We start from the raw sequence: 24,274 nt of genomic DNA on the forward strand, positions 1-24,274 counted from the left end.
CCCCCGGACCCCCGGGCCCCTACCCCAGCTCGCTCGCGTACGGAGGTTCCGCGCCCGGGCGGGTGCAGGTGAGGGCCGCGGCCTTGGCCGCGTACGTCAGGAGGGTGGACCAGGACTCTGGGGTCAGGGTCCCTGGGGGGCGGGCGGAGAGGCCGTGGAGGAGGGCGGCGTTGACCGTGTCGCCCGCGCCGATCGTGTCCTTGATCTCGACCTGTACCGCCGATACCGACACCTCGGCGGTCGGGGTGTGCACCGTCATGCCCGCCCCGCCGCGCGTCACGACGACCGCCGACGGGCCCCGCTCCAGCCACTGCGCCGGGGTGCCGCCCAGCCACGCCGCGTCCTCCTCCGAGAGCTTCAGGAGCGAGACGTACGGCAGCCAGGAGACGAAGCGCTCGCGGTAGGCGGCCGCGTCCGGGATCAGGCCCGGCCGGATGTTGGGGTCCAGGAGCGTCAGGACGCCCCGCTCCGACTCCCGCCGCATCAGCGCCTCGTACGCGCTCGCCCCCGGTTCGAGCGCGAGCGAACAGGTGCCGAACGCGATCGCCCGCACCCCGTCCGGCAGCCGCTCCGGCAGGGCGAAGAGGCGGTCGGCCGTGCCCTCGACGTAGAAGCCGTACTCCGCGGAGCCGTCCGCGCCCACCGAGGCGACCGCGAGCGTCGTCGGCTCCGGGCCGCGCTGGACGAGCCCGGTCCCCACCCCCGCCGCCCGCAGCCCCTCCATCAGCGCCTCGCCGAACGCGTCCGTCGACACCCGTGAGCAGAAGACGACCGGGGCGCCGAGACGGCCGAGGGCCACGGCCGTGTTGTACGGCCCCCCGCCCCGCCGGGGTACCAGCGCGGGCAGCGGCCCGGCGGCCCCGTCCGGGACCAGATCGATCAAGGACTCACCGGCGACGACGATCACGCCGTGAACGTAACCCATGCCCCACCTGCCACGACAGCCCCCGCGCAGGCCCCCGAGAAGGCGCCGGTATCGTCGGTTCGGTCACCCCTTGCCCCGATCCCACCGTGGAGCGCCCATGTCCGGCCAGTCCGCCCGCCGCACCGTACTGAAAGGCGCCGCCCTCGCCGGTGCCGCCGGGCTGGGTGTCGCCGCCTGCTCCACGGAGTCCAAGCTCGGGCACGCCCAGGTCCCGACCCCGACCGCCCCGGTGACGCTCGGCGCCCCCGAGGACGTCCCCGTCGGCGGGGCGCGGCTCTACCGCGAGCAGCGGGTCCTGGTGAGCTGCCCGGCCGAGGGCCAGTACAAGGCCTTCAGCGCCCAGTGCACCCACGCCGGCTGCGTCCTCGACAAGATCGAGAACAACGAGGGCAACTGCCCCTGCCACGGCAGCCGCTTCGACGTCACCACCGGCAAGGCCCTCCAGGGCCCGGCGACCGTCCCGCTCCCCGAGGTCCCCGTCCGGGTCGAGGGCGGGAAGCTCGTCGCGGGACCGGAGGCGTAAGGCCCGGAGGCGTAGCGCACGCGCGCGTGCCTACGACCAGTCCCAGTCGACCCCCAGGATCCCCGGCCGTACCCCCTGCTCCACCACGTGCACCGTGCGGTGCCGGCCGCTCAGCGTGAGGTCCGCGCGGCCGCCGCGCGGCGCCCCCGCCGACGCCTGGGCGAAGCGCCGGCACCGTACCGGCAGCGCCGCCTCGTCGAACCGCACCTGCAGCACGTACTGTCCGCCCGCGAAGCTGAACCCCCGGACGTACTCGCCGCTCGGCCCGCCGGTCCCGTCCTCGAAGCCGTAGCCGAAGAGGTACGTCTCCCCGGCCCGCAGCCGCGCGTCGAACAGCAGCTCCGCGACGACCACCCCGGTCTCCGCGTGCCACCGCACCCGCCCCGTACGGCAGTTCTCCGTCGCCCGGACCTCCACCCGCTCAGGGTCGCAGCCCGGGTCGCCGTGGTGGATGGCCAGATAGCGGTCGATGCCGTCCCGGTGCGCCCGCACCACGTGCTGCGACTCCCGCCCCACCAGCTCCCGCCCCGCCCCGATCCGGACCCGCTCGTGGTGGCCGACCGTGTGCAGCCCGCCGTCCACCGGCGACTCCAGCTCGGCGAGCAGCGCCTCCACCGCCCCCGAGGCCTCCACCAGCGAGCGGTACGAACGGGCCGCCGGCCGCTCCACGTCACCGCGCGCCACCGTGTCCTCCGCCAGCAGCCGGATCAGCGAGTTGTCCGGCAGCTGGAGCACCTCCTCCAGCGCGCGGACGGCCTTCATCGACTCCGGCCGCTGCGGGCGACGGGCGCCCTGCTGCCAGTAACTGAGGCTGGTCACCCCGACCTTGACGCCCCGGTGCGCGAGATGGTGCTGCACCCGCTGGAGCGGAAGGCCGCGCACCGCGAGGGCCGTGCGCAGCGCCAGATGGAACGGCCCGGTGTGCAGCAACTGCACCAGATCGGCCTCGGTGTGCCCCACGGGACTCCTCAGTGAACGTTCACGACCACGCCGGTGCACCCTCACGGCGCCGGGGGCGGGCCCGCAGATGGCGCGAGGGGGTGCGTTCACACCCGGGTCACACCGTTCACAGCCCGCCGTCACCCCGCATTGAAGCGTGTTGACCGGATCCGGACAACGTTCGATGCTCCTCAGCAGCGTCCGGACGCGCTCCTCCGACTCCCCACATCCCCACCCCCCCGCCTCGGGAGGAACGCGATGCGCAGTAGAAAGCTGTCCCTGGCGGCACTCGCCGCTGCCGCCCTCTTCCTGCTCCCCATGTCGTCGGCGACCGCCGCGCCGACCACCGAAGACGTCTCCGCCCTCGGGTACAAGCGGCTGAACATCACCATGCAGGCGCAGCAGAAGACCAACTGGTGCTGGGCCGCCGCCGGCAACACGATCGCGACCTGGTTCGGCCGGAACTACAGCCAGAACCAGTTCTGCAACGCCGCCTTCAACCGCCAGCAGGGCTACGACTGCCCCAACAATCAGGCCACGCTCGGCAATGTGCAGACCGGCCTGCGCTGGGCGGGCGTGAACCCCGGCTCGTACGTGACGGGCTGGCTGCGCTACCCGACCGTGCAGACCGAGATCAACGCGGACCGCCCGATCGAGACGCGGATCCAGTGGTCGAGCGGCGGCGGGCACATGCACGTGATCTACGGCTACGACGACGCCGACAGCTGGGTCTACTGGGGCGACCCCTGGCCCTCCAGCGACCGCTACAACTGGGCCTCGCACGCCTGGTACGTGGACAACAGCTCCTTCTCGTGGACGCACTCCCTCTACCGGATAGGGGCGTGACGACGATGAACGTACGTGCCATCGGTGCCGGGTCCCTGTCCGCCGCCGCCCTCGTCGCCCTCGTCGTCCTGGGCGGCGCGGCGCCGGCCGCCGCGGCCGACGCGCCGCCGCCCGCGGCGACCCCCGAGAAGGCGGCGTCCGCGCCCGAGACCCTGGAGACGCTCTCCCGGTTCTTCGCCCGCGACGGAGCCGTCGCCCGCTCCGCGGTGCAGCCTCGTGTCGAGGGCGCCTCCGTCCCGGTGCGGGTGCTCTCCCCGGACTTCGTGGCCGGGAAGGCGGGCGCGCCGGTCGCCCGGGTCGAGTTCCACGCCAGCAAGGCGGTCGCCTCGGACGGGCAGACGGCGTCCCTGTGGACCGTGCGGCAGGCGGGCGGGGGCTGGCAGGTGGTGAACATCGCCACCGGCGACGACGAGATCCGCTACGCGGCGCAGGGCGCGAAGGCGCTGCCCGGCGGGATCGTCTTCCGCGAGCCGCAGATCGACGCGTGGTACGTCCAGAAGGGCGCGAAGGTGCTCCCGCTGGACGAGGACGCGGTGCGGGCGGTCGGGAAGAACGGGACGAGCCTGACCGCGTACCGGGACCGGGTCGCCCGGGCCTACGCGGACAAGCTGCCCGGCTCCGCGTACGCCCGCAAGGGCACTGCGGGCGGCTACGACACCCCGCCCGCTCCCCACGACGAGCCCCTCGTCACGGTCGCCTCCGGCACGGCGGGCGCGGGCGCGGCCCTGGCCCTCGCCCTCATCGCCACGCGCGCGTGGCGCCGCCACAGGCCGACGGCCTGACCCGCCGCCGCGGGCGGGGTGACCGGGCGCACCCCGGACACCCCGCCTGACACCGCCCGCAGGCCGGTACCCGGTCCCCACCCGGGTACCGGCCTGCGCCCCGCTGGGTCCCGGCCCGCTCACCGCGCCAGATACCCACCGTCCACCGGCAGCACCACCCCCGTGATGAAGGACGCCTCGTCCGAGGAGAGGAAGAGGATGGCCGCCGCCACCTCCTCCGGGGTGCCGAAGCGCCGCATCGGGTGGAGGTCCCGGATCTCCGTCAGATACTCCGGGCCGCCCGGCTCCTTCCATCCCGCCGCGACGCGTTCCGTGTCGATCGTGCCCGGAGCCACCGCGTTGACCCGGATCCCGCGGTCCGCCCACTCGACCGCCAGGTGCTTCGTCAGGCCGGAGGCCACGAACTTGGCCGGGCCGTAGACCGCCTGGCGGGCCTGGCCGGCCACGCCGGAGATCGACGAGGTGCACACGATCGCCCCGCCGCCCTCCTGCCCGGCCATCGTCTCGATCGCGTACTTGCAGGTCAGGAACGTGCCCTTGCCGTCCACGGCCATGACCCGGTCCCACTCCTCCCCGGTCGCCTCCAGGACGTCCGAGAGAGGGATCAGGCCGGCGTTCGCCACCAGGACGTCGAGGCGGCCGAACCGTTCCACCGCCGTCGTGATCATCCGCCGGGCGTCCTCCTCCCGGGAGACGTCGCCGACCACCCGCACCTCGGCCTCGTCCAGCGTCGCGAGCCGCTCCTCGTCCAGGTCGGCGGCGACCACGCGCGCCCCCTCGCGGGCGAAGAGCAGCGCCGTCGCCCGCCCGATCCCGCTGGCCGCCCCCGTGATCACGCACACCCGGCCCGCGAGCCGCCCCGCCGTGCCCGTCGCCCGCCCCGTCGTCCGTCCCCGCGCTTGCGTCGTCATGCCCGGCCAACGAGCGCACGCGGTCGGAGTGTCGGCCCCCGCCAGTAGGGTGGGGAACATGGCCGACCCCTCCAGCTACCGCCCCAAGCCGGGGCAGATCCCCGACTCGCCGGGGGTCTACAAATTCCGCGACGAGCACCGCCGGGTGATCTACGTCGGGAAGGCGAAGTCCCTGCGCCAGCGGCTGGCGAACTACTTCCAGCCGCTCGCGAGCCTGCACCCGCGCACGGCCACGATGGTCACCACCGCCGCCTCCGTCGAGTGGACCGTGGTCTCGACCGAGGTCGAGGCGCTCCAGCTGGAGTACTCCTGGATCAAGGAGTTCGACCCCCGGTTCAACGTCAAGTACCGGGACGACAAGAGCTACCCCTACCTCGCGGTGACCCTGAACGAGGAGTTCCCGCGCGTCCAGGTCATGCGCGGCCACAAGAAGAAGGGCGTGCGCTACTTCGGCCCGTACGCCCACGCGTGGGCCATCCGCGAGACCGTCGACCTGATGCTCCGCGTCTTCCCCGTACGGACCTGCTCCGCCGGGGTGTTCCGCAACGCCGCCTCCGCCGGACGTCCGTGCCTCCTCGGCTACATCGGCAAGTGCTCCGCGCCCTGCGTCGGCCGGGTCACCCCCGACGAGCACCGCGAACTGGCCGCGGAGTTCTGCGACTTCATGGCCGGCCGCACCGGCACGTACATCCGCCGCCTCGAGCAGCAGATGATGGCCGCGGCCGAGGAGATGGAGTACGAGAAGGCCGCCAGGCTCCGCGACGACATAGGGGCGCTGCGGCGCGCCATGGAGAAGAACGCGGTCGTCCTCGCCGACGCCACCGACGCCGACCTGATCGCCCTCGCCGAGGACGAGCTGGAGGCCGCCGTCCAGATCTTCCACGTCCGGGGCGGCCGGGTGCGCGGCCAGCGCGGCTGGGTCACGGACAAGGTCGAGGCCGTCTCGACGGCCGGCCTCGTCGAGCACGCGCTCCAGCAGCTGTACGGAGAGGAGAGCGGCGACGCGGTCCCCAAGGAGGTCCTCGTCCCGGCCGTGCCCGAGGACGCCGAGGCCGTCGCCCAGTGGCTGAGCGGCCGCCGCGGCTCCCAGGTCTCCCTCCGCGTCCCGCAGCGCGGGGACAAGAAGGACCTGATGGAGACGGTCGCGCGCAACGCCCAGCAGGCGCTCGTGCTGCACAAGACCAAGCGCGCCAGCGATCTGACCACCCGATCCCGGGCCCTGGAGGAGATCGCCGAGGCCCTGGACCTGGACTCGGCGCCGCTGCGGATCGAGTGCTTCGACATCTCGCACCTCCAGGGGCAGGACGTCGTGGCGTCCATGGTCGTCTTCGAGGACGGGCTGCCGCGCAAGAGCGAGTACCGCCGCTTCCAGATCAAGGGCTTCGAGGGCCAGGACGACGTCCGCTCGATGCACGAGGTGATCAGCCGCCGCTTCAAGCGCTACCTCGCCGAGAAGGAGAAGACGGGGGAGTGGGGCCAGGAAGGCGTGGCCGTCGACGCCGACGGCGACGCGGTGGACACCGCGGAACCCTCGGGTGCCGTGAACGGCTCCGGCGAGGTCCCCGTCGACGACGGCCGTCCCAAGCGCTTCGCGTACCCGCCCCAGCTCGTCGTCGTCGACGGCGGGCAGCCGCAGGTCGCCGCCGCCCGGCGGGCCCTGGACGAGCTGGGCATCGACGACATCGCCGTCTGCGGCCTCGCCAAGCGCCTGGAGGAGGTCTGGCTGCCCGGCGACGACGACCCGGTCGTCCTGCCGCGCTCCAGCGAGGGTCTCTACCTCCTCCAGCGGGTACGTGACACGGCTCACGACTTCGCCATCCGCTACCAGCGCTCGAAGCGGAACAAGCGGGTCAGGAGCAGCCCCCTGGACGCGGTGCCGGGCCTCGGCGATACCCGCAAACAGGCGTTGATCAAGCATTTCGGCTCGGTGAAGCGGCTCCGGCAGGCGACAATCGAGCAGATCTGCGAGGTGCCCGGCATGGGCAGGAAGACGGCCGAAGCCGTGGCCGTGGCTCTCGCCCAGGCGGCTCCGGCCGCACCCGCCGTGAACACGGCCACAGGAGAGATCATGGAAGACGACGGGGGCACCACCGCATGACCGAGCACGAACAGCGACACGAACAGCAAGCAGAGCAAGAAGAGCAGCGAGAAGACGGAGCAGGACACGTGAGTACGGGCACGAAGGAGGCCGGTGAGACCGCCGACGCGGCGGCCATCCCCGAGCTGGTGATCATCTCCGGCATGTCCGGCGCCGGCCGGTCCACCGCGGCGAAGTGCCTGGAGGACCTCGGCTGGTTCGTCGTCGACAATCTGCCGCCCGCGCTGATCCCCACCATGGTGGAGCTCGGCGCCCGTTCCCAGGGCAATGTGGCCCGGATCGCCGTCGTCGTCGACGTCCGCGGCCGGCAGTTCTTCGACGCCCTGCGGGAATCCCTCGCCGCCCTCGACGCCCAGCAGGTGACCCGGCGGATCGTCTTCCTGGAGTCCTCCGACGAGGCCCTGGTCAGGCGGTTCGAGTCGGTCCGCAGGCCGCACCCGCTCCAGGGCGACGGCCGTATCACCGACGGCATCGCCGCCGAGCGGGACCTGCTGCGCGAGCTGCGCGGCGACGCCGACCTGGTGATCGACACCTCCAGCCTCAACGTCCACGAGCTGCGCGCCAAGATGGACGCCCAGTTCGCCGGCGAGGAGGAGCCGGAGCTGCGGGCCACCGTCATGTCCTTCGGGTTCAAGTACGGGCTGCCCGTCGACGCCGACCTCGTCGTCGACATGCGCTTCCTGCCGAACCCGCACTGGGTCCCCGAGCTGCGCCCCTTCACCGGGCTCAACGAGGAGGTCTCGGCGTACGTCTTCAACCAGCCCGGGGCCAAGGAGTTCCTCGACCGCTACACCGAGCTGCTCCAGCTGATCGCCGCGGGCTACCGCCGCGAGGGCAAGCGGTACGTGACCATCGCCGTCGGCTGCACGGGTGGCAAGCACCGCTCCGTCGCCACGTCCGAGAAGCTCGCCGCCCGCCTCGCTTCGGAAGGGGTCGAGACCGTCGTCGTCCACCGGGACATGGGGCGCGAGTGAAGCCGTACCGCCGGCGTACGTCCACCCTTCCGGTCCGTACGCTCCGCAGGCGCGGCGCCCAGCCCAAGGTCGTCGCGCTGGGCGGGGGCATGGGCCTGTCGGCCTCCCTCGCCTCGCTGCGCCGGATCACCGGCGACCTGACCGCCGTGGTCACGGTCGCCGACGACGGTGGCTCCAGCGGCCGGCTCCGGGAGGAGCTGGGCGTGCTGCCCCCCGGCGACCTGCGCAAGGCGCTCGCCGCGCTCTGCGGGGACGACGACTGGGGCCAGACCTGGTCCCGGGTCATCCAGCACCGCTTCCAGTCCAAGGGCGACCTGCACGAGCACGCGGTCGGCAATCTGCTGATCGTCGCGCTCTGGGAGCAGCTCGGCGACCATGTGCTCGCCCTCGACCTGGTCGGCAAGCTGCTCGGGGCGCAGGGCCGGGTGCTGCCGATGTCCGCCGTCCCGCTGGAGCTCCAGGCTCTGGTCAGGGGGCACGACCCGGCGCGCCCGGACGACGTGGACACGGTCCGCGGCCAGGCCACGGTGGCGCTCACGCCCGGGGACGTGCAGTCGGTGCACCTCGTCCCGAACGACCCGCCGGCCGTGCCGGAGGCGGTCGCCGCCGTCCGGGACGCGGACTGGGTGGTGCTCGGCCCGGGCTCCTGGTTCTCCTCGGTGATCCCGCACCTGCTCGTGCCCGAGCTGCTGGACGCGCTGACCGAGACCAAGGCCCGCAAGGTCCTCTCGCTGAACCTCGCGCCGCAACCGGGAGAAACCGAGGGGTTCTCTCCGCAGCGTCATTTGGAGGTTTTGGGACGACACGCCCCTAAACTCGCCCTGGACGTGGTGCTGGCCGACGAGGCCGCCGTGCCCGATCGCGAGTCCCTCGCCGATGCCGCCAAGCGGCTCGGCGCCGCGGTCGAGCTGGCGCCGGTGGCCCGTGCCGACGGTCTCCCGAAGCATGATCCGGAGCTGTTGGCCGCCGCGTACGACCGTATTTTTCGGATGCATGGAAGGATCGGCCCATGGCGATGACGGCAGCGGTGAAGGACGAGATCTCCCGGCTTCCCGTCACCCGGACCTGCTGCAGGAAGGCAGAGGTCTCGTCGATCCTGCGGTTCGCGGGCGGTCTGCACCTGGTGAGCGGGCGGATCGTGATCGAGGCGGAGCTGGACACCGCGATGGCGGCACGGCGCCTCAAGCGGGACATCCTGGAGATCTTCGGGCACAGCTCGGAGCTGATCGTGATGGCCCCCGGCGGGCTGCGTCGAGGCTCCCGCTTCGTCGTACGGGTGGTGGCGGGCGGCGACCAGCTGGCCCGGCAGACCGGCCTGGTCGACGGCCGGGGCCGCCCGATCCGCGGGCTGCCCCCGCAGGTCGTCTCGGGCGCCACCTGTGACGCGGAGGCGGCCTGGCGCGGCGCGTTCCTGGCGCACGGCTCGCTCACCGAGCCCGGGCGCTCCTCCTCCCTGGAGGTGACCTGCCCCGGCCCGGAGGCCGCGCTCGCCCTGGTGGGCGCGGCGCGCAGGCTGAGCATCGCCGCGAAGGCCCGTGAGGTACGGGGCGTGGACCGGGTGGTCGTCCGCGACGGTGACGCGATCGGCGCCCTGCTGACCCGCCTCGGTGCGCACGAGTCGGTGCTGGCCTGGGAGGAGCGGCGGATGCGCCGCGAGGTCCGGGCCACGGCGAACCGGCTGGCCAACTTCGACGACGCCAACCTGCGCCGCTCGGCGCGCGCGGCGGTCGCCGCGGGCGCCCGGGTGCAGCGGGCCCTGGAGATCCTCGGCGAGGAGGTGCCCGAGCACCTCGCGGCCGCGGGCCGGCTGCGCATGGAGCACAAGCAGGCCTCCCTGGAGGAGCTGGGCGCGCTCGCCGAGCCGCCGCTGACCAAGGACGCGGTCGCCGGCCGGATCCGCCGTCTGCTCGCGATGGCGGACAAGCGGGCGCAGGACCTCGGCATCCCCGGGACGGAGTCGAGCCTGACGGAGGAGCTGGACGACAGCCTCGTCGGCTGACGCCGTCTCAACTCATCAACTCGTCGCTGCCGGTGCCTTTCTGAGGCACCGGCAGCACTCGTTCGGCGCGCATGGCACCCTTGACATGATCATGAATGGTGATCAGCCTGGCGTCTGTTCTCTTTCGTGGCAGACAACAGCAAGGGGGGCTTATGAGGCGCAGAGCGAGAGCGGTCCTCGCGGCGGGTTCGCTGCTGATCGCGGGGCTCGTGGCGGCACCCGTCGCCGGAGCGGAACCTCAGGACGCGGGCGGCGGCGACGCCCTCTCCGTATGGCGGGCGAAGGTCACCAAGGAACAGGTGCCGCTCCTCCTCGAAGCGGGCACCGACGGTCACGAGCTGACCGAGCAGGTGCCGGAGAAGGGCTCCGCCACCGTCGAGCTCCACCTGACGGACAAGCAGGCCGGGCAGCTGCGCGGCCAGGGTGTCGAACTCACCGAGCACACCCTCTCCGCCCAGGCCGAGAAGCGGGTCGCGGGCGCCGGGGACGGCGTCTTCCGCCCGTACAGCGGGAAGGGCGGGCTCAAGGAGGAGATCCTCGCCACCGCCCAGGCCCATCCGGACGTCACCAAGCTCGTCTCCATCGGCAAGTCCGTGAACGGCCAGGACATCCTCGCCCTGAAGGTCACCAAGGGCGCCAAGAAGGTCAGGGACGGCTCGAAGCCCGCGACCCTGTACCTGTCCAATCAGCACGCCCGTGAGTGGATCACCCCGGAGATGACCCGGCGGCTGATGCACCACTACCTCGACGGCTACGGCACGGACCCGCGGGTCACCAGGATCGTCGACTCCACCGAGCTGTGGTTCGTGCTCTCCGCCAACCCGGACGGCTACGACTTCACCCACGCCGACCCCGCCAACCGCCAGTGGCGCAAGAACCTCCGCGACAACAACGGCGACGGCCGCGTCGGCCCCGGCGACGGCGTCGACCTCAACCGTAACTTCTCCTACAAGTGGGGCTACGACAACGAGGGTTCGTCCCCCGACCCGGCCGACGAGACCTTCCGCGGCACCGGGCCGATGTCCGAGCCCGAGACCAAGGCGCTCGACGCCTTCCAGAAACGCATCGGCTTCCAGTACGGCATCAACTACCACTCCGCCGCCCAGCTGCTGCTCTACGGAGTCGGCTGGCAGGTCGCCACCGACACCCCGGACGACGTGGCCCTCAAGTCCCTCGCCGGCACCCCGGAGAAGTCCGCGGTCCCCGGCTACCGGCCGCAGGTCTCCTCCGAGCTGTACACCACGAACGGCGAGGCCGACGGACACGCGGCGAACGTCAACGGCATGCAGATGTTCACCCCGGAGATGTCGACCTGCGCCACCGTCTCCCGCATCGACCCGAACGACGCCTGGGAGCCCGCCGACTGCGCCTCCGTCTTCACCTTCCCGGACGACGAGAAACTGATCCAGGCCGAGTTCGCCAAGAACGTGCCGTTCGCGCTCGCCGTCGCCGAGACCGCCGCCCACCCGGACCGGCCCGTCTCCGTCACCGGCCTCGACGCCCCCGACTTCACCCCGGCCGCCTTCACCACCTCCTACGCCCGCGGCGGCGACCAGGAGGTCTCCGTGACCGCCCGCAAGTCGCTGCGCGGCAAGGAGCTGAAGTACCGGATCAACGGCGGCCGTACGCACACCGAACGCCTGGACGCCTGGCGGGGCGGCGAGACCTACGGCGGCGAGGACAACCTCTACTTCGACCAGTACCGCGCCGAGGTCGAGGACGCCGAACCGGGCGACACCGTCCAGGTCTGGTTCACCGCCCGCACCCGCGAGGGCCGGGCGACCGCCTCCACCCCGTTCACGTACACCGTGGCCGAGCGGCCCCGCGGGGACGTCCTCGTGCTCGCCGAGGAGGGCGGCACGGCCGCCGCGCAGCACACCGCCGCCTATGTGAAGGCGCTCGCCGACAACGGTCGCAAGGCCGCCGTCTGGGACGTCGCCACCCAGGGCGTACCCGACCCGCTGGGCGTCCTGAGCCACTTCCGTACCGTCGTCTGGTACACCGGCGCCGAAGCCCCCTCCGGGCCCGTCATGCTGGCCGTCCGCGAGTACCTCAACGAGGGCGGCAAGCTGGTCAATGCCGGTGAGAAGTCCGGCGGTCTCGTCGACATCGGCCGGGCCACCTCCAACGACTTCGCCCAGTACTACCTCGGCGCCTACCACCGGGCCGGGCTCAACGGCCCGACCTCCTTCGGCGGGTCCGGCGGCTTCGCCGGCGTCACCGCCGGTCTCGGCGGCGCGGCCGGCAACCCGCTGGACAACGCCGGCGCGTTCACCGTCACCTCGGACACCCTTGCGCCGCGCCAGTTCCCGCAGTTCGGCAGCGCTCGGTCCGCCGGCGACTACCCGGGCGTCCGCACCCCCTTCGAGCCGTACGAGGGCACGCAGTTCGCCGCCGTCCGGCACGCCGACGACACCTGGGCCCGGCTCAGCCGCACCGTCGACCTCACCGGCGTCACCGCGGCCGACAGCCCCAGCCTGCGCTTCCAGGTCAGTTACGACACCGAGCCCGGCTACGACAACCTCGTCGTCGAGGCCCACACGGTGGGCCAGGACGACTGGACCACGCTGCCCGACGCCAACGGCGGCACCTCCACCGCCGCCCCGGCCGACTGCGGCGAGGGCTACTACGTCCAGGGCCACCCCTTCCTCGCCCGCTACCTGACCGTCGGCGAGGACGGCTGCGCCACCACCGGCACCACCGGCTCCTGGAACGCCTTCACCGGCCCCTCCAACGGCTGGCGGCAGGCCTCGGTCGACCTGAGCGCCTACGCGGGCAAGCAGGTCGAGCTGTCGATCTCGTACATCTCCGACCCCGGCACCGGGGAGATGGGCGCCTTCGTCGACGACACCGCGCTCGTCGTCCGTGGCACCCCGGGCCAGAGCGAGGGCTTCGAGACCGCGCTCGGCGCGTGGTCCGTACCGGGTCCGCCGGCCGGCAGCCCGGGGAACGCGGCCGACTGGACCCGCTCCGCGGGGCTCTTCCACTCCCAGGCCGCCGTCACCACCCGTGACACCGCACTGCTCGGTTTCGGGCTCGAACACGTGCCGAGCGCGACCGACCGCAGCAGGGTGATCCGCAAGGCGCTCGCAGCCGTGCACGGCTGAGCGGCCGCCCGCACCTTTGATCACAGTCAGTGATCGGGACGAAAACCGCATCGTGGCCCGAACCCGTCGGTAATAACGGGCCACGGTGCGATCCCGGGCCTTTCCTGCCGCACACGATGTCACTCTGAGCCGATGGGAGAGGTAGGGTCGTAAGCGGTCGGGGACATCCCTAAAAAAGAATCTCGCCGGCGTCGAAACCCGGCGTACTCTCACGAGGAGATCGGTTCGTGACGATCCGCGTAGGCATCAACGGCTTTGGCCGCATCGGTCGCAACTACTTCCGCGCGCTGCTCGAGCAGGGTGCCGACATCGAGATCGTGGCTGTCAACGACCTGGGTGACACCGCGACCACCGCTCATCTGCTGAAGTACGACACGATCCTGGGACGCCTCAAGGCCGAGGTCACCCACACGGCGGACACCATCACCGTCGACGGGCACACCATCAAGGTGCTCTCCGAGCGCAACCCGGCCGACATCCCCTGGGGCGAGCTGGGCGTCGACATCGTCATCGAGTCGACCGGCATCTTCACGAAGAAGGCCGACGCCGAGAAGCACATCGCCGGTGGCGCGAAGAAGGTCCTCATCTCGGCTCCGGCCAAGGACGAGGACATCACCATCGTCATGGGTGTCAACCAGGAGAAGTACGACCCGGCGCAGCACCACGTCATCTCCAACGCCTCCTGCACCACCAACTGTGTGGCGCCGATGGCCAAGGTCCTCGACGAGAACTTCGGCATCGTCAAGGGCCTCATGACGACGGTCCACGCGTACACCAACGACCAGCGCATCCTGGACTTCCCGCACTCCGACCTGCGCCGCGCCCGCGCCGCCGCGGAGAACATCATCCCGACCACGACCGGTGCCGCGAAGGCCACCGCGTTGGTCCTGCCGCAGCTCAAGGGCAAGCTGGACGGCATCGCCATGCGCGTCCCGGTCCCCACCGGTTCGGCCACCGACCTGGTCGTGGAGCTGCAGCGCGAGGTCACCAAGGACGAGGTCAACGCCGCGTTCAAGAAGGCCTCCGAGGACGGCGACCTCAAGGGCATCCTGTACTACACCGAGGACCCGATCGTGTCCTCGGACATCGTCAGCGACCCGGCGTCCTGCACCTTCGACTCCTCCCTGACCATGGTCCAGGAGGGCAAGTCGGTCAAGATCCTCGGCTGGTACGACAACGAGTGGGGCTACTCCAACCGTCTCGTCGACCTCACCGTCTTCGTCGGAAACCAGCTCTGATATTCCAGACGTAGGCACCTCGATGTGAGCACAGGGCTCGGACAGCGCAAGGATGCGCTGTCCGAGCCCTGTGCCGTGTGCTTCACCGCGTTCCAAGGAGTCCAGTAGAAGATGAAGACGATCGACGAGCTTCTCGCCGAAGGCGTCGCCGGCAAGCGGGTATTCGTCCGCGCCGACCTCAACGTGCCGCTGGCCGGCACGGCCATCACCGACGACGGCCGGATCCGCGCCGTCCTCCCCACGGTCAAGGCGCTCGCCGAGGCCGGCGCCCGCGTCGTGGTCGCCTCGCACCTGGGCCGCCCCAAGGGCGCCCCGGACCCGGCGTTCTCCCTCGCCCCGGCCGCCGCGCGCCTCGGTGAACTCCTCGCCGCCGACGTGGCCTTCGCGACCGACACCGTCGGCGAGTCCGCCCAGGCGACCGTCGCGGGCCTCGCCGACGGCCAGGTGGCCGTGATCGAGAACCTGCGCTTCAACGCGGGCGAGACGGCCAAGGACGACGCCGAGCGCAAGGCGTTCGCCCAGCAGCTGGCCGGGCTCGCCGACCTCTACGTCGGCGACGGCTTCGGCGCCGTCCACCGCAAGCACGCCTCGGTCTTCGACCTCCCGGCCCTGCTGCCGCACGCCGCCGGCTACCTCATCGCCACCGAGGTCGGCGTCCTGAAGAAGCTGACCGCCGACGTCAAGCGCCCCTACGTGGTCGTGCTCGGCGGCGCCAAGGTCTCCGACAAGCTCGCCGTCATCGACGAGCTGCTCGGCAAGGCCGACCGCCTCCTCATCGGCGGCGGCATGGCCTACACCTTCCTCAAGGCCCAGGGCCACGAGGTCGGCATCTCCCTCCTCCAGGAGGACCAGATCCCGACCGTGACCGAGTACATGGAGCGCGCCGAGAAGAACGGCGTGGAGCTCGTGCTCCCCGTCGACGTGCTCGTCTCCACGGACTTCCCGGACCTGAAGACGAAGGCCCCGGCCGTCTTCGAGACCGTCGCCGCCGACGCGATCCCCTCCGACAAGGAGGGCCTCGACATCGGCCCGAAGACCCGTGAGCTGTACGCCTCGAAGATCGCCGACGCAGAGACCGTCTTCTGGAACGGTCCCGTGGGCGTCTTCGAGCACCCCGACTACGCCGAAGGCACCCGCGCCGTCGCGCAGGCCCTCGTCGACAGCAGCGCCTTCACCGTCGTCGGCGGTGGCGACTCGGCCGCTGCCGTCCGCACCCTGGGCTTCGACGAGAATGCCTTCGGCCACATCTCGACCGGTGGCGGCGCCTCCCTCGAATACCTCGAGGGCAAGACGCTCCCCGGCCTCGCCGCACTGGAGGACTGAACACCTTGAGCACGCGTACCCCGCTGATGGCGGGCAACTGGAAGATGAACCTCAACCACCTGGAGGCCATCGCCCACGTCCAGAAGCTCGCCTTCGCGCTGACCGACAAGGACTACGACGCCGTCGAGGTCGCGGTCCTGCCGCCCTTCACGGACCTGCGGTCCGTCCAGACCCTGGTCGACGGCGACAAGCTCAAGATCAAGTACGGCGCCCAGGACATCTCGGCGCACGACTCCGGTGCGTACACCGGTGAGATCTCGGGCGCGATGTTGTCCAAGCTGAAGTGCGCCTACGTCGCCGTGGGCCACTCCGAGCGCCGGCAGTACCACGCCGAGACGGACGAGATCTGCAACGCCAAGGTCAAGGCCGCGTACAAGCACGGGATCACCCCGATCCTCTGCGTCGGCGAGGGCCTGGACATCCGCAAGGCGGGCAACCAGGTCGCGTACACCCTCGCCCAGCTCGACGGCGGTCTGAAGGACCTGCCGGCCGAGCAGGCCGAGTCGATCGTGATCGCGTACGAGCCGGTGTGGGCCATCGGCACCGGCGAGGTCGCCACCCCCGAGGACGCGCAGGAGGTCTGCGGGGCGATCCGCGGCCGTCTCGCGGAGCTGTACTCGCAGGAGCTGGCCGACAAGGTCCGCATCCAGTACGGCGGCTCGGTCAAGGCCGGCAACGTGGCCGCGATCATGGCGCAGCCCGATGTCGACGGCGCCCTGGTGGGCGGCGCGGCGCTGGACTCCGAGGAGTTCGTCAAGATCGTCCGCTTCCGCGACCAGTGAAGCGAACGGTGAGTAGGCGGTAGCGACGATCCGTCGTACCCTTGCGGGGGTCGGGCAGGACCTGCCCGACCCCCGTCCGTATAAGTCCGAGGAAGTTGGTCCAGCCGTGGTTATGGGGTTCTCGATCGCCCTGATCGTCTTCAGCGCGCTGCTGATGCTGCTCGTGCTGATGCACAAGGGGAAGGGCGGCGGCCTCTCCGACATGTTCGGCGGTGGCATGCAGTCGTCCGTGGGTGGCTCCTCGGTCGCCGAGCGCAACCTGGACCGGATCACGGTCGTTGTCGGCCTGATGTGGTTCGCCTGCATTGTCGTGCTTGCGCTTCTGATGAAGTTGGACGTGTAACTCCAATCACTGGACGCGCGTTGGGCCTTACGTAGACTGGGGCATCTTCGAGCACCATCACGCAGGGAGTTACGACCGTGGCAAGTGGCAACGCGATCCGGGGAAGCCGGGTCGGAGCGGGGCCGATGGGGGAGGCCGAGCGGGGCGAGTCGGCACCGCGCCTCCGCATCTCCTTCTGGTGCTCGAACGGGCACGAGACGCAGCCGAGCTTCGCCAGTGACGCACAGGTTCCGGAGACGTGGGACTGCCCGCGTTGCGGCTTCCCGGCCGGTCAGGACCGGGACAACCCCCCGGACCCGCCGCGCACCGAGCCGTACAAGACGCACCTCGCGTACGTACGGGAGCGGCGCAGCGACGCGGACGGCGAGGCGATCCTCGCGGAGGCGCTCGCGAAGCTGCGCGGCGAGATCTGAGCATCTGAGCGTGGTGTGACAGTGTGACGAGACGGGCTCTGCTCGCGACTGGTTCGCGAGCGGGGCCCGTTTCGCGTGTGTGGGTCCGCTTTTGTGGGTGGTTGTCCTGCTGGCGATTGTCCTACCGGTTGTTGTTTGTCCTATCGGTGCTTGTCCTACCGGTGGTTGCCGGGAATGTGCGCGGTGAGCGCCATCGCGGCGGTCGCCCGCTCGTACGTCAGCTGCGCCACGCGCGCGTAGAGGCAGTCCAGGATCAGCAGCACCGAGTGGCGCGTCCCGAACCCGCCGCGCCGGAAGCTGGTCTCGGCCGAGGTCGACGTCAGATGGAGCGAGGCGGCGCGGGCGACGGGGGAGCGGGGGTCGCCGGTCACCGCGACCGTGCGCGCGCCCCGTTCGGCGGCGAGCCGCAGCGGGGAGAGGACCTCGCGGGTGGCGCCGGAGTGGGAGAGGGCCACGACCGCGTCCGCGGGCGTGAGCAGCGCCGCCGAGGTCTCCGCCGCGTGCACCTCCGTCCAGCCGCGGGCGTCGCAGCCGATGCTGAAGAGCCGGGCCTGGGTCTCCTGGGCGACCATGCCGGAGGCGCCGACGCCGTAGACGTCGATCCGGCGGGCCTTGGCCAGGATCCGCGCGGCCCGCTCCAGGGCGTCGAGGTCCAGCTGCTCGGCCGTCCGGCGCAGGGCGAGCAGATCGGCCTGCGCGACGGCGGCGACGACCTGGTCGAGCGGGTCTTCGGGGCCGATGTCGGGGCCGAGGGGGCGGGCCTCGCCGGTGCGTTCGCTCTCGCCCCGCTCCTCGGCGAGGGCCAGCAGGAGTTCCTGGTACGAGCCGAGGCCGAGAGCGCGGCAGAAGCGGGTCACGGTGGCCTGGGACGTACCGGTACGGCGGCCCAGCTCGGCCGCCGAGACGCCGGTCACCCGGCCCGGGTCGTCGAGGACCCAGGCGCCGACTCTGCGCAGGGAACCGGACATGCGCGGCAGTTCGGCGCGGATGAGAGCGGTGATCACGGCGGGTGTTCCCTCCTGGCCGCCCTCTCGGGCACGGGGGCTTGTCGAGCCGTGAATCTATCAACCACCATGCGGCCTGATGAACGAATCAGGGATTCAGGAGTGCGTGCTCGGGATCGACGCCGGGGGTACGCGGATCAGGGCGCGGCTCGCGGACGCGGCGACGGGCGGGGTGGTGGCGGAGGGGGCGGGCGGCCCGGGGAACGCGTTGAGCGTCCCGCCCGACGCTCTCGTACGGAACCTGGCGCGCGCCCTGCGGGACGCCGTGCCTCCGGAGCGGGCGGGCGCGGTCGTCTCCGTGGTGGCCGGCTTCGCGGGCGGCGGCCAGGGCGGCGGCCTGGAGAACGCGCGCACCGCGCTGCTGGAGGCGCTGGGCGGGGCGGGCGTTTCTTCGGGTGCGCGGGTCGAGGTCCTCGGGGACGCGGACATCGCCTTCGCGGCGGGGCCGGGCGTTCCGGCGGACGGGCTCGTGCTGATCGCGGGCACGGGGGCGACCGCCGCGCGTGTGGAGCGGCGCAGGACGGTCCGTGCCGTGGACGGCGACGGCTGGCTGCTGGGCGACGCCGGCAGCGGCTTCTGGCTGGGGCGCGAGGCGCTCCGGGCGGTCCTGCGCGCCCTGGACGGCCGCGGCGCGGCCACGACGCTCGCGGGGCCCGTGGGGGAGGTGTGCGGGGGCCTGACCAAGGAGGCCGTCGTGGGGTACGGCTTCGGCGCCCACCCGGTCCGCCTGGCGGCGCTCAGCCCCCTGGTGGTGGACGCGGCTCGGGCCGGGGACGAGGTGGCCGGCACGCTCCTGGACCGCGCGGCGGACGAACTGGCCGCGACGGTACGAGCCCTGGCGCCCCGCCCGCCCGAGCCGTTGATCGTCACAGGCGGCCTCCTGGGCCCCACCGGCCCCCTCCTACCCCGCCTCGCGACCAGGGTCGCCCCCTGGGGCCTGACCCCGGCGCCGGTCCCGGACGGCGTGACGGGCGCGGTGGCCCTGGCACGGCTGCCGGCGTAACGACGAAGCTTCCCCCACCCCATCCCTTCCCGAAACCCTGCCGGGGGCTGGGGGTTGGTTGCTGCGGGGCTGCACCCCGGCCCCCACTCCGCGGCCGCTTCGCGGCGCGGTGGTGGTGCCAGGGGCAGGCCCTGCCGCAGGGCGGCTGGTTGGTGTGGGGTTACGCGCCTGGCCTCCTCTTGGCGGCTCCTCCGTGCGCGGAGGTAGTGGGTGGGGCCTGAGGGAGGCCCTGCCGGGGGCAGGGGGTGGTGCTGCGGGGCTGCGCCCCGGCTGCGGGCCGCGGCCGCTTCGCGCCGCGGAGGGGGAGCGGGGAAACCCTGTCCGGGGCCCGGCTGGGCCCCTCCGGGGACCCGTCGCCTCGGGTCCCGGGCCGCGGGCCCTTGACCGTGGTGCCTCGGGCTGGTTCATTGAACCGACTCTTTCGTCCGATCCTCGGCTCATCGAGCCAATGGAGGTCTCGCCATGTCCCAACCCGCCCTCGGTGCCGACCTGTTCGTGGAGCATGCCCGTCACGCCTTCGAGCAGGTCGTCGAGGGCAACAAGGACTCCGTTCGGGCGGCCGCGCGGCTGTTTGCCGAGTGTGTGGCCGGGGACGGGGTGATCCATGCCTTCGGGACCGGGCACTCGCAGGCCGCGGCGCTCGAGGTCGCCGGGCGGGCCGGGGGGTTGGTGCCCACCAGTCGGATCTCGCTCGCCGATCTTGTGCTGCGGGGTGGTGAGGAGCCGGGCGTGCTCGCCGATCCTCTGCTGGAGCGGTCGCCCGGACTCGCCGAGCGGCTCTACGCCCTTGCCACGCCCCGTCCGCAGGATCTGTTCGTCATCATCTCCAACTCCGGTGTCAACAACGCCGTCGTCGAGCTGGGTCTCAAAGTGACCGGTGCCGGGCATCCGCTCGTCGCGCTCACCTCGCTCGAGCACACCCACGCCGTCCCCGCCCTCCACGCGAGCGGCAAGCGGCTCGCCGATCTCGCGGACGTCGTGCTCGACAACGGCGCCCCCACCGGTGACGCCGTGCTGCCCCTCCCGGACGGCGGTGCGCTCTGTGGGGTGTCGACCCTCACGTCCTCTCTTCTCGTGCAGATGGTTGTTGCCGAGGCCGTCGCCCTGCTCCTCGCCGAAGGGTACGAACCGCCCGTGTACGTCTCCGCCAACATTCCCGGCGGGCACGAGCGCAACGCGGTTCTGGAGGCCCGCTACGCAGGCCGGCTGCATCGCGGCGGTCACTGAGTCGCCGCGCGCCTTCCGCCCTCACGATCAACTAGGTTGGAGTCGCAGCGGGGCAAGCAGGCAGGAAGAGAAGAAGTAGGCGATGTCCGAGATGAACGCAGAAGGACGTACGAGGCTCAACCGGACGCCGGAGTGGGCCGCCCTCGGCAAGCACCGCGAGCAGTTGGGCGACACCCATCTGCGCGAGCTGTTCGCCGCCGACCCGGACCGCGGCACCGCGTACACGCTGCGCGTCGGCGATCTGTATCTGGACTACTCCAAGAACCTCGTCACCGACGAGACCCTGGCGCTCCTGCGCGAGCTGGCCGTCGCGACCGGCGTCGCCGAGCTGCGCGACGCCATGTTCCGTGGCGAGAAGATCAACACCACCGAGGACCGCGCGGTCCTGCACACCGCGCTGCGCGCGCCGCGCGACGCCGTCGTCGAGGTCGACGGCGAGAACGTCGTCCCGGCCGTCCACGCCGTCCTCGACAAGATGGGGGCCTTCGCCGAGAAGGTCCGCGCCGGCGAGTGGGTCGGTCACACCGGCAAGCCCATCAAGAACATCGTGAACATCGGCATCGGCGGCTCCGACCTCGGACCCGCCATGGCCTACGAGGTCCTGCGCTCCTACACCCAGCGCGACCTGACGCTCCGTTTCGTCTCCAACGTCGACGGCGCCGACCTCCACGAGGCCGTCCGCGACCTCGACCCGGCCGAGACGCTCTTCGTCGTCGCCTCCAAGACCTTCACCACCATCGAGACGGTCACCAACGCCACTTCTGCCCGCGACTGGCTCCTCACCGGGCTGAACGCCGGTCAGGACGCCGTCGCCAAGCACTTCGTCGCCCTGTCGACCAACGCCGAGAAGGTCCAGGACTTCGGCATCGACACCGGCAACATGTTCGAGTTCTGGGACTGGGTCGGCGGACGGTACTCGTACGACTCCGCCATCGGGCTCTCCCTGATGATCGCCATCGGCCCGGAGCGCTTCCGCGAGATGCTCGACGGCTTCCACCTCGTCGACGAGCACTTCCGTACCGCCCCGCCCGCCGAGAACGCGCCGCTGCTCCTCGGCCTCCTCGGCGTCTGGTACGGCGGCTTCTTCGACGCCCAGTCGCACGCCGTCCTGCCGTACTCGCACTACTTGTCGAAGTTCACGGCCTACCTCCAGCAGCTCGACATGGAGTCCAACGGCAAGTCCGTCGACCGCGACGGCAACCCCGTCGACTGGCAGACCGGACCGGTGGTCTGGGGCACGCCCGGCACCAACGGCCAGCACGCGTACTACCAGTTGATCCACCAGGGCACCAAGCTCATCCCGGCCGACTTCATCGGCTTCGCCGAGCCCGTCGCCGACCTGCTCCCCGGCCTGGTCGCCCAGCACGACCTGCTGATGGCCAACTTCTTCGCCCAGACCCAGGCCCTCGCCTTCGGCAAGACCGCCGAGGAGGTACGGGCCGAGGGCGTCGCCGAGGAGCTCGTCCCGCACAAGACCTTCCAGGGCAACCACCCCACGACGACGATCCTCTCCAAGGAACTCACCCCCTTCGTCCTCGGCCAGCTCGTCGCGCTCTACGAGCACAAGGTGTTCGTCCAGGGCGCGATCTGGAACATCGACTCCTTCGACCAGTGGGGCGTCGAGCTGGGCAAGGTCCTCGCCAAGAGGATCGAGCCCGTTCTCACCGACGGCGTGGTCGAGAGCGGGGAGCATCTCGACCCGTCCACCGCCGGGCTCGTCGCCCACTACCGGTCGCTGCGCGGGAGGTAGAAGCTGTGAGGGGGGAGAACGCGGTGCGGGGCGAGGTGCGGCTGCGGCCGCCGAGCAACACGCTGAACGAACGGGCCGTCGGCTGGTGGCGCACCCAGTGGCTGGTCACCACCGCCGTCCCGGTGGTGCCCTTGGCCGTCCTGGGGGCGCTGATCGAGCCGGCCCGGTTCTGGCTGTGGCTGCCCGCCGTCGTCCTCGGGGTCGCGGGCCTCGCCTGCGCCGCGTTCTTCCCCTCCTGGTGGTTCCGGGTCCACCGCTGGGAGGTCACCGAGGACGCCGTCTACGTCCGTACCGGGGTCTTCTGGCAGGAGTGGCGGATCGCGCCCATGTCCCGGATCCAGACCGTCGACACCGTCCGCGGTCCGCTGGAGCAGCTGTACCGGCTCGCCACCGTCACCGTGACCACGGCCTCCTCCAAGGGCGCGCTCCGGATCGAGGGCCTCGACCACGAACTGGCCGCGGAGCTCGCCGAGAAGCTCACCCGCATCACCCAGGCCACCCCCGGGGACGCCACATGACCGGCGCGGAGGGCGGCGAGCAGGGCGACGCCCCTGACGGCTGGCTCCGCCTCGACCGCCGTACGGTCCTGGTCACCGCGGTCGTCCTCGCGGGCGTCGCCGGCGGCGCCGCCCTGCCCACGTACTTCGGCCTGACCAACGGCATGTCCGCCGGGCGGGCCATCGCCTGGATCCTCGCCGGGGCCGCCCTTCTCATCGGCCTCGGCTCGGCCGGCGACTACGTCCGCTGGCGCCGCACCCGCTACCGCATCGGCGTCGAGCGGGCCGAACTCCACACCGGGCTCCTGCTGGTCAAGCGCCGCTCGCTGGCCCGCGAGCGGATCCGCAGCGTCGACCTGACCGCCAACCCGCTGCAGCGCGTCCTCGGCCTGGTCGAGGTCCGCATCGGGACCGGCGAGCACCACGGCGGCGGCGAGTCCACCCTCGAACTCGACCCCGTGGCCCGGGCCGAGGGCGAACGGCTCCGCCGCGAACTGCTCGACCGCACGGTCCCCGCCACCGTGGACACCCGCCACGACGGCGCCCTCGCCGAGTTCGACCCGCGCTGGATCCGCTACGCCCCGGTCTCCTTCGTCGCCGTGCTCCTCGGCGGCGCGGCGGCCGGTGCCGTGATGCAGGTCAGCGAGTGGTTCGGCGCCCAGGAGGAGGTCATCGACTGGATAGGGGACCGCTTCCAGGACACCTCGATCGTCTCGATGATCCTCGTCCTGATCCTCCTCGCCGTCCTCGCAGGGACCGTCGGCGCGCTCGGCCTCTGGGTCGAGATGTGGTGGAACTACCGCCTGGACCGCGAGCCCGGCGGCACCCTGCGGGTCCGCCGCGGTCTCTTCACCGCCCGCTCGATCTCCATCGAGGAACGCCGCCTCCGGGGCGTCGAACTGGTCGAGCCGCTGGGCGTCCGGATGTGCCGGGCCGCCCGTGTCGACGCCGTCGCCACCGGACTCACCGAGCGCGACGAGGACGAGCACACCGAGAACAGGACCCTGCTGCCCGCGGCGCCCCGCGCGGTCGCCGACCGGGTCGCCGCGCAGGTCCTGCGCGAGTCCGAGCCCCCGACGGGCGCGCCGCTCACCGCCCACCCCCGCGCCGCCCGCACCCGGCGGCTGCGCTGGGCCCTGTGGAGCGTGTTCGCCCCGGTCGCGGTCCTCGTCGTCCTGGGGCTGCTCCTCACCCCCGTCCTGCTGTACGTGGCCGCGGGCTGCGGCCTCGTCCTCGGCGTCCTCGCCGTGGTCGCCGCCCTCGACGCGTACCGCAACCTCGGACACGCCGTCAGCGGCGACTACCTGGTGACCCGTTCCGGCACGATCCGCCGGTCCACGGTCGCCCTGGAGCGCGGCGGGGTCATCGGCTGGACGGTCAAGCAGTCGTACTTCCAGCGCCGCGCGGGGCTGCTGACCCTGACCGCGACGACGGCGGCCGGCACGGGCGGGTACGACGTGTACGACGCCGGGCAGGACGAGGGCCTGACCTTCGCCGCCGAGGCGGTGCCCGACCTGCTCGCGCCCTTCCTGGAGCCCGTACGGGAAACGCCGGAGGCCCGGTCCACCGTGCGGTGAACCGGGCCTCCGT

The 24,274-nt window shown here is 71.9% G+C and carries 22 protein-coding genes; 18 read left to right on the forward strand and 4 right to left on the reverse strand.

Annotated elements, in window-relative coordinates:
- Positions 1–19 precede the first annotated feature (19 nt).
- On the reverse strand, positions 20–907 hold the full coding sequence (locus tag AB0F56_RS26945; protein ID WP_362014162.1) for a carbohydrate kinase: 888 nt from the start codon (positions 905–907) through the stop codon (positions 20–22).
- Positions 908–1,022: 115 nt separating this feature from the next.
- Here AB0F56_RS26945 and AB0F56_RS26950 point away from each other — a divergent pair, with 115 nt between their 5' ends.
- Entirely contained in the window at positions 1,023–1,448 is a 426-nt protein-coding gene (locus tag AB0F56_RS26950; RefSeq protein WP_362014050.1) for a Rieske (2Fe-2S) protein, read from the forward strand.
- A gap of 30 nt (positions 1,449–1,478) precedes the next feature.
- On the opposite strand, the gene AB0F56_RS26955 is transcribed toward AB0F56_RS26950, so the two are convergent.
- Positions 1,479–2,408, reverse strand: coding sequence for a hypothetical protein (locus tag AB0F56_RS26955; protein ID WP_362014052.1), 930 nt, complete (start codon positions 2,406–2,408; stop codon positions 1,479–1,481).
- A gap of 237 nt (positions 2,409–2,645) precedes the next feature.
- On the opposite strand from AB0F56_RS26955, the gene AB0F56_RS26960 reads away from it, so the two are divergent.
- Both AB0F56_RS26960 and AB0F56_RS26965 read left to right on the forward strand, forming a co-directional pair.
- Complete coding sequence (locus AB0F56_RS26960; protein WP_362014054.1) at positions 2,646–3,233, forward strand: papain-like cysteine protease family protein; 588 nt, start codon at positions 2,646–2,648, stop codon at positions 3,231–3,233.
- A 5-nt stretch (positions 3,234–3,238) separates the two neighbouring features.
- The gene (locus tag AB0F56_RS26965) at positions 3,239–4,015 is read left to right on the forward strand and encodes a hypothetical protein (RefSeq protein WP_362014164.1); all 777 of its coding nucleotides are present in this window, start codon (positions 3,239–3,241) and stop codon (positions 4,013–4,015) included.
- 119 nt (positions 4,016–4,134) lie between these two features.
- Here AB0F56_RS26965 and AB0F56_RS26970 read toward each other — a convergent pair whose 3' ends face one another.
- Positions 4,135–4,926 (reverse strand): SDR family NAD(P)-dependent oxidoreductase, encoded by a 792-nt coding sequence (locus tag AB0F56_RS26970; RefSeq protein ID WP_362014056.1) that lies wholly within the window; start codon positions 4,924–4,926, stop codon positions 4,135–4,137.
- A 58-nt stretch (positions 4,927–4,984) separates the two neighbouring features.
- Between AB0F56_RS26970 and uvrC the strand changes: the two genes are divergently transcribed.
- The 10 genes from uvrC (at position 4,985) to AB0F56_RS27020 (ending at position 17,203) form a co-directional block, all read left to right on the forward strand.
- Positions 4,985–7,024 carry an excinuclease ABC subunit UvrC gene (gene uvrC / locus AB0F56_RS26975; protein ID WP_362014057.1) on the forward strand — a complete coding sequence of 680 codons (2,040 nt, stop codon included), beginning with the start codon at positions 4,985–4,987 and terminating at the stop codon, positions 7,022–7,024.
- Positions 7,021–7,998: an RNase adapter RapZ gene (gene rapZ, locus AB0F56_RS26980; RefSeq protein ID WP_362014059.1), complete on the forward strand. Its 978-nt coding sequence runs from the start codon at positions 7,021–7,023 to the stop codon at positions 7,996–7,998. The genes uvrC and rapZ overlap by 4 nt, the downstream gene beginning before the upstream one ends.
- Positions 7,995–9,017: a uridine diphosphate-N-acetylglucosamine-binding protein YvcK gene (gene yvcK / locus AB0F56_RS26985; RefSeq protein ID WP_362014060.1), complete on the forward strand. Its 1,023-nt coding sequence runs from the start codon at positions 7,995–7,997 to the stop codon at positions 9,015–9,017. Before rapZ ends, yvcK begins: the two co-directional genes overlap by 4 nt.
- Entirely contained in the window at positions 9,008–9,997 is a 990-nt protein-coding gene (whiA, locus tag AB0F56_RS26990; RefSeq protein WP_352186290.1) for a DNA-binding protein WhiA, read from the forward strand. Before yvcK ends, whiA begins: the two co-directional genes overlap by 10 nt.
- Positions 9,998–10,149: 152 nt before the next feature.
- Positions 10,150–13,104 (forward strand): M14 family zinc carboxypeptidase, encoded by a 2,955-nt coding sequence (locus AB0F56_RS26995; protein ID WP_362014061.1) that lies wholly within the window; start codon positions 10,150–10,152, stop codon positions 13,102–13,104.
- Between the two features lie 227 nt (positions 13,105–13,331).
- Complete coding sequence (gene gap / locus AB0F56_RS27000; RefSeq protein ID WP_362014063.1) at positions 13,332–14,342, forward strand: type I glyceraldehyde-3-phosphate dehydrogenase; 1,011 nt, start codon at positions 13,332–13,334, stop codon at positions 14,340–14,342.
- A gap of 111 nt (positions 14,343–14,453) precedes the next feature.
- Positions 14,454–15,665, forward strand: coding sequence for a phosphoglycerate kinase (locus tag AB0F56_RS27005; RefSeq protein ID WP_362014065.1), 1,212 nt, complete (start codon positions 14,454–14,456; stop codon positions 15,663–15,665).
- Positions 15,666–15,670: 5 nt separating this feature from the next.
- On the forward strand, positions 15,671–16,447 hold the full coding sequence (gene tpiA / locus AB0F56_RS27010; protein ID WP_362014067.1) for a triose-phosphate isomerase: 777 nt from the start codon (positions 15,671–15,673) through the stop codon (positions 16,445–16,447).
- Between the two features lie 112 nt (positions 16,448–16,559).
- Positions 16,560–16,790 carry a preprotein translocase subunit SecG gene (secG, locus tag AB0F56_RS27015; RefSeq protein WP_361958470.1) on the forward strand — a complete coding sequence of 77 codons (231 nt, stop codon included), beginning with the start codon at positions 16,560–16,562 and terminating at the stop codon, positions 16,788–16,790.
- A 77-nt stretch (positions 16,791–16,867) separates the two neighbouring features.
- On the forward strand, positions 16,868–17,203 hold the full coding sequence (locus AB0F56_RS27020; RefSeq protein WP_003976875.1) for an RNA polymerase-binding protein RbpA: 336 nt from the start codon (positions 16,868–16,870) through the stop codon (positions 17,201–17,203).
- A 155-nt stretch (positions 17,204–17,358) separates the two neighbouring features.
- Here the strand turns inward: AB0F56_RS27020 and AB0F56_RS27025 are convergent, their stop codons facing one another.
- Entirely contained in the window at positions 17,359–18,207 is an 849-nt protein-coding gene (locus tag AB0F56_RS27025) for a MurR/RpiR family transcriptional regulator (RefSeq protein WP_362014069.1), read from the reverse strand.
- A gap of 79 nt (positions 18,208–18,286) precedes the next feature.
- Here AB0F56_RS27025 and AB0F56_RS27030 point away from each other — a divergent pair, with 79 nt between their 5' ends.
- The 5 genes from AB0F56_RS27030 to AB0F56_RS27050 all read left to right on the forward strand — a co-directional run bounded on the left by AB0F56_RS27030 (position 18,287) and on the right by AB0F56_RS27050 (position 24,261).
- Complete coding sequence (locus AB0F56_RS27030) at positions 18,287–19,210, forward strand: BadF/BadG/BcrA/BcrD ATPase family protein (protein WP_362014070.1); 924 nt, start codon at positions 18,287–18,289, stop codon at positions 19,208–19,210.
- 462 nt (positions 19,211–19,672) lie between these two features.
- Positions 19,673–20,437 (forward strand): SIS domain-containing protein, encoded by a 765-nt coding sequence (locus AB0F56_RS27035; protein WP_362014072.1) that lies wholly within the window; start codon positions 19,673–19,675, stop codon positions 20,435–20,437.
- Between the two features lie 91 nt (positions 20,438–20,528).
- On the forward strand, positions 20,529–22,187 hold the full coding sequence (gene pgi, locus AB0F56_RS27040; protein WP_362014166.1) for a glucose-6-phosphate isomerase: 1,659 nt from the start codon (positions 20,529–20,531) through the stop codon (positions 22,185–22,187).
- 5 nt (positions 22,188–22,192) lie between these two features.
- Positions 22,193–22,705, forward strand: coding sequence for a PH domain-containing protein (locus AB0F56_RS27045; RefSeq protein ID WP_362014074.1), 513 nt, complete (start codon positions 22,193–22,195; stop codon positions 22,703–22,705).
- The gene (locus tag AB0F56_RS27050) at positions 22,702–24,261 is read left to right on the forward strand and encodes a PH domain-containing protein (RefSeq protein WP_362014076.1); all 1,560 of its coding nucleotides are present in this window, start codon (positions 22,702–22,704) and stop codon (positions 24,259–24,261) included. Before AB0F56_RS27045 ends, AB0F56_RS27050 begins: the two co-directional genes overlap by 4 nt.
- Positions 24,262–24,274 lie beyond the last annotated feature (13 nt).

Source organism: Streptomyces sp. NPDC026092 (assembly GCF_040638605.1).
Taxonomy (GTDB): Bacteria; Actinomycetota; Actinomycetes; order Streptomycetales; family Streptomycetaceae; genus Streptomyces.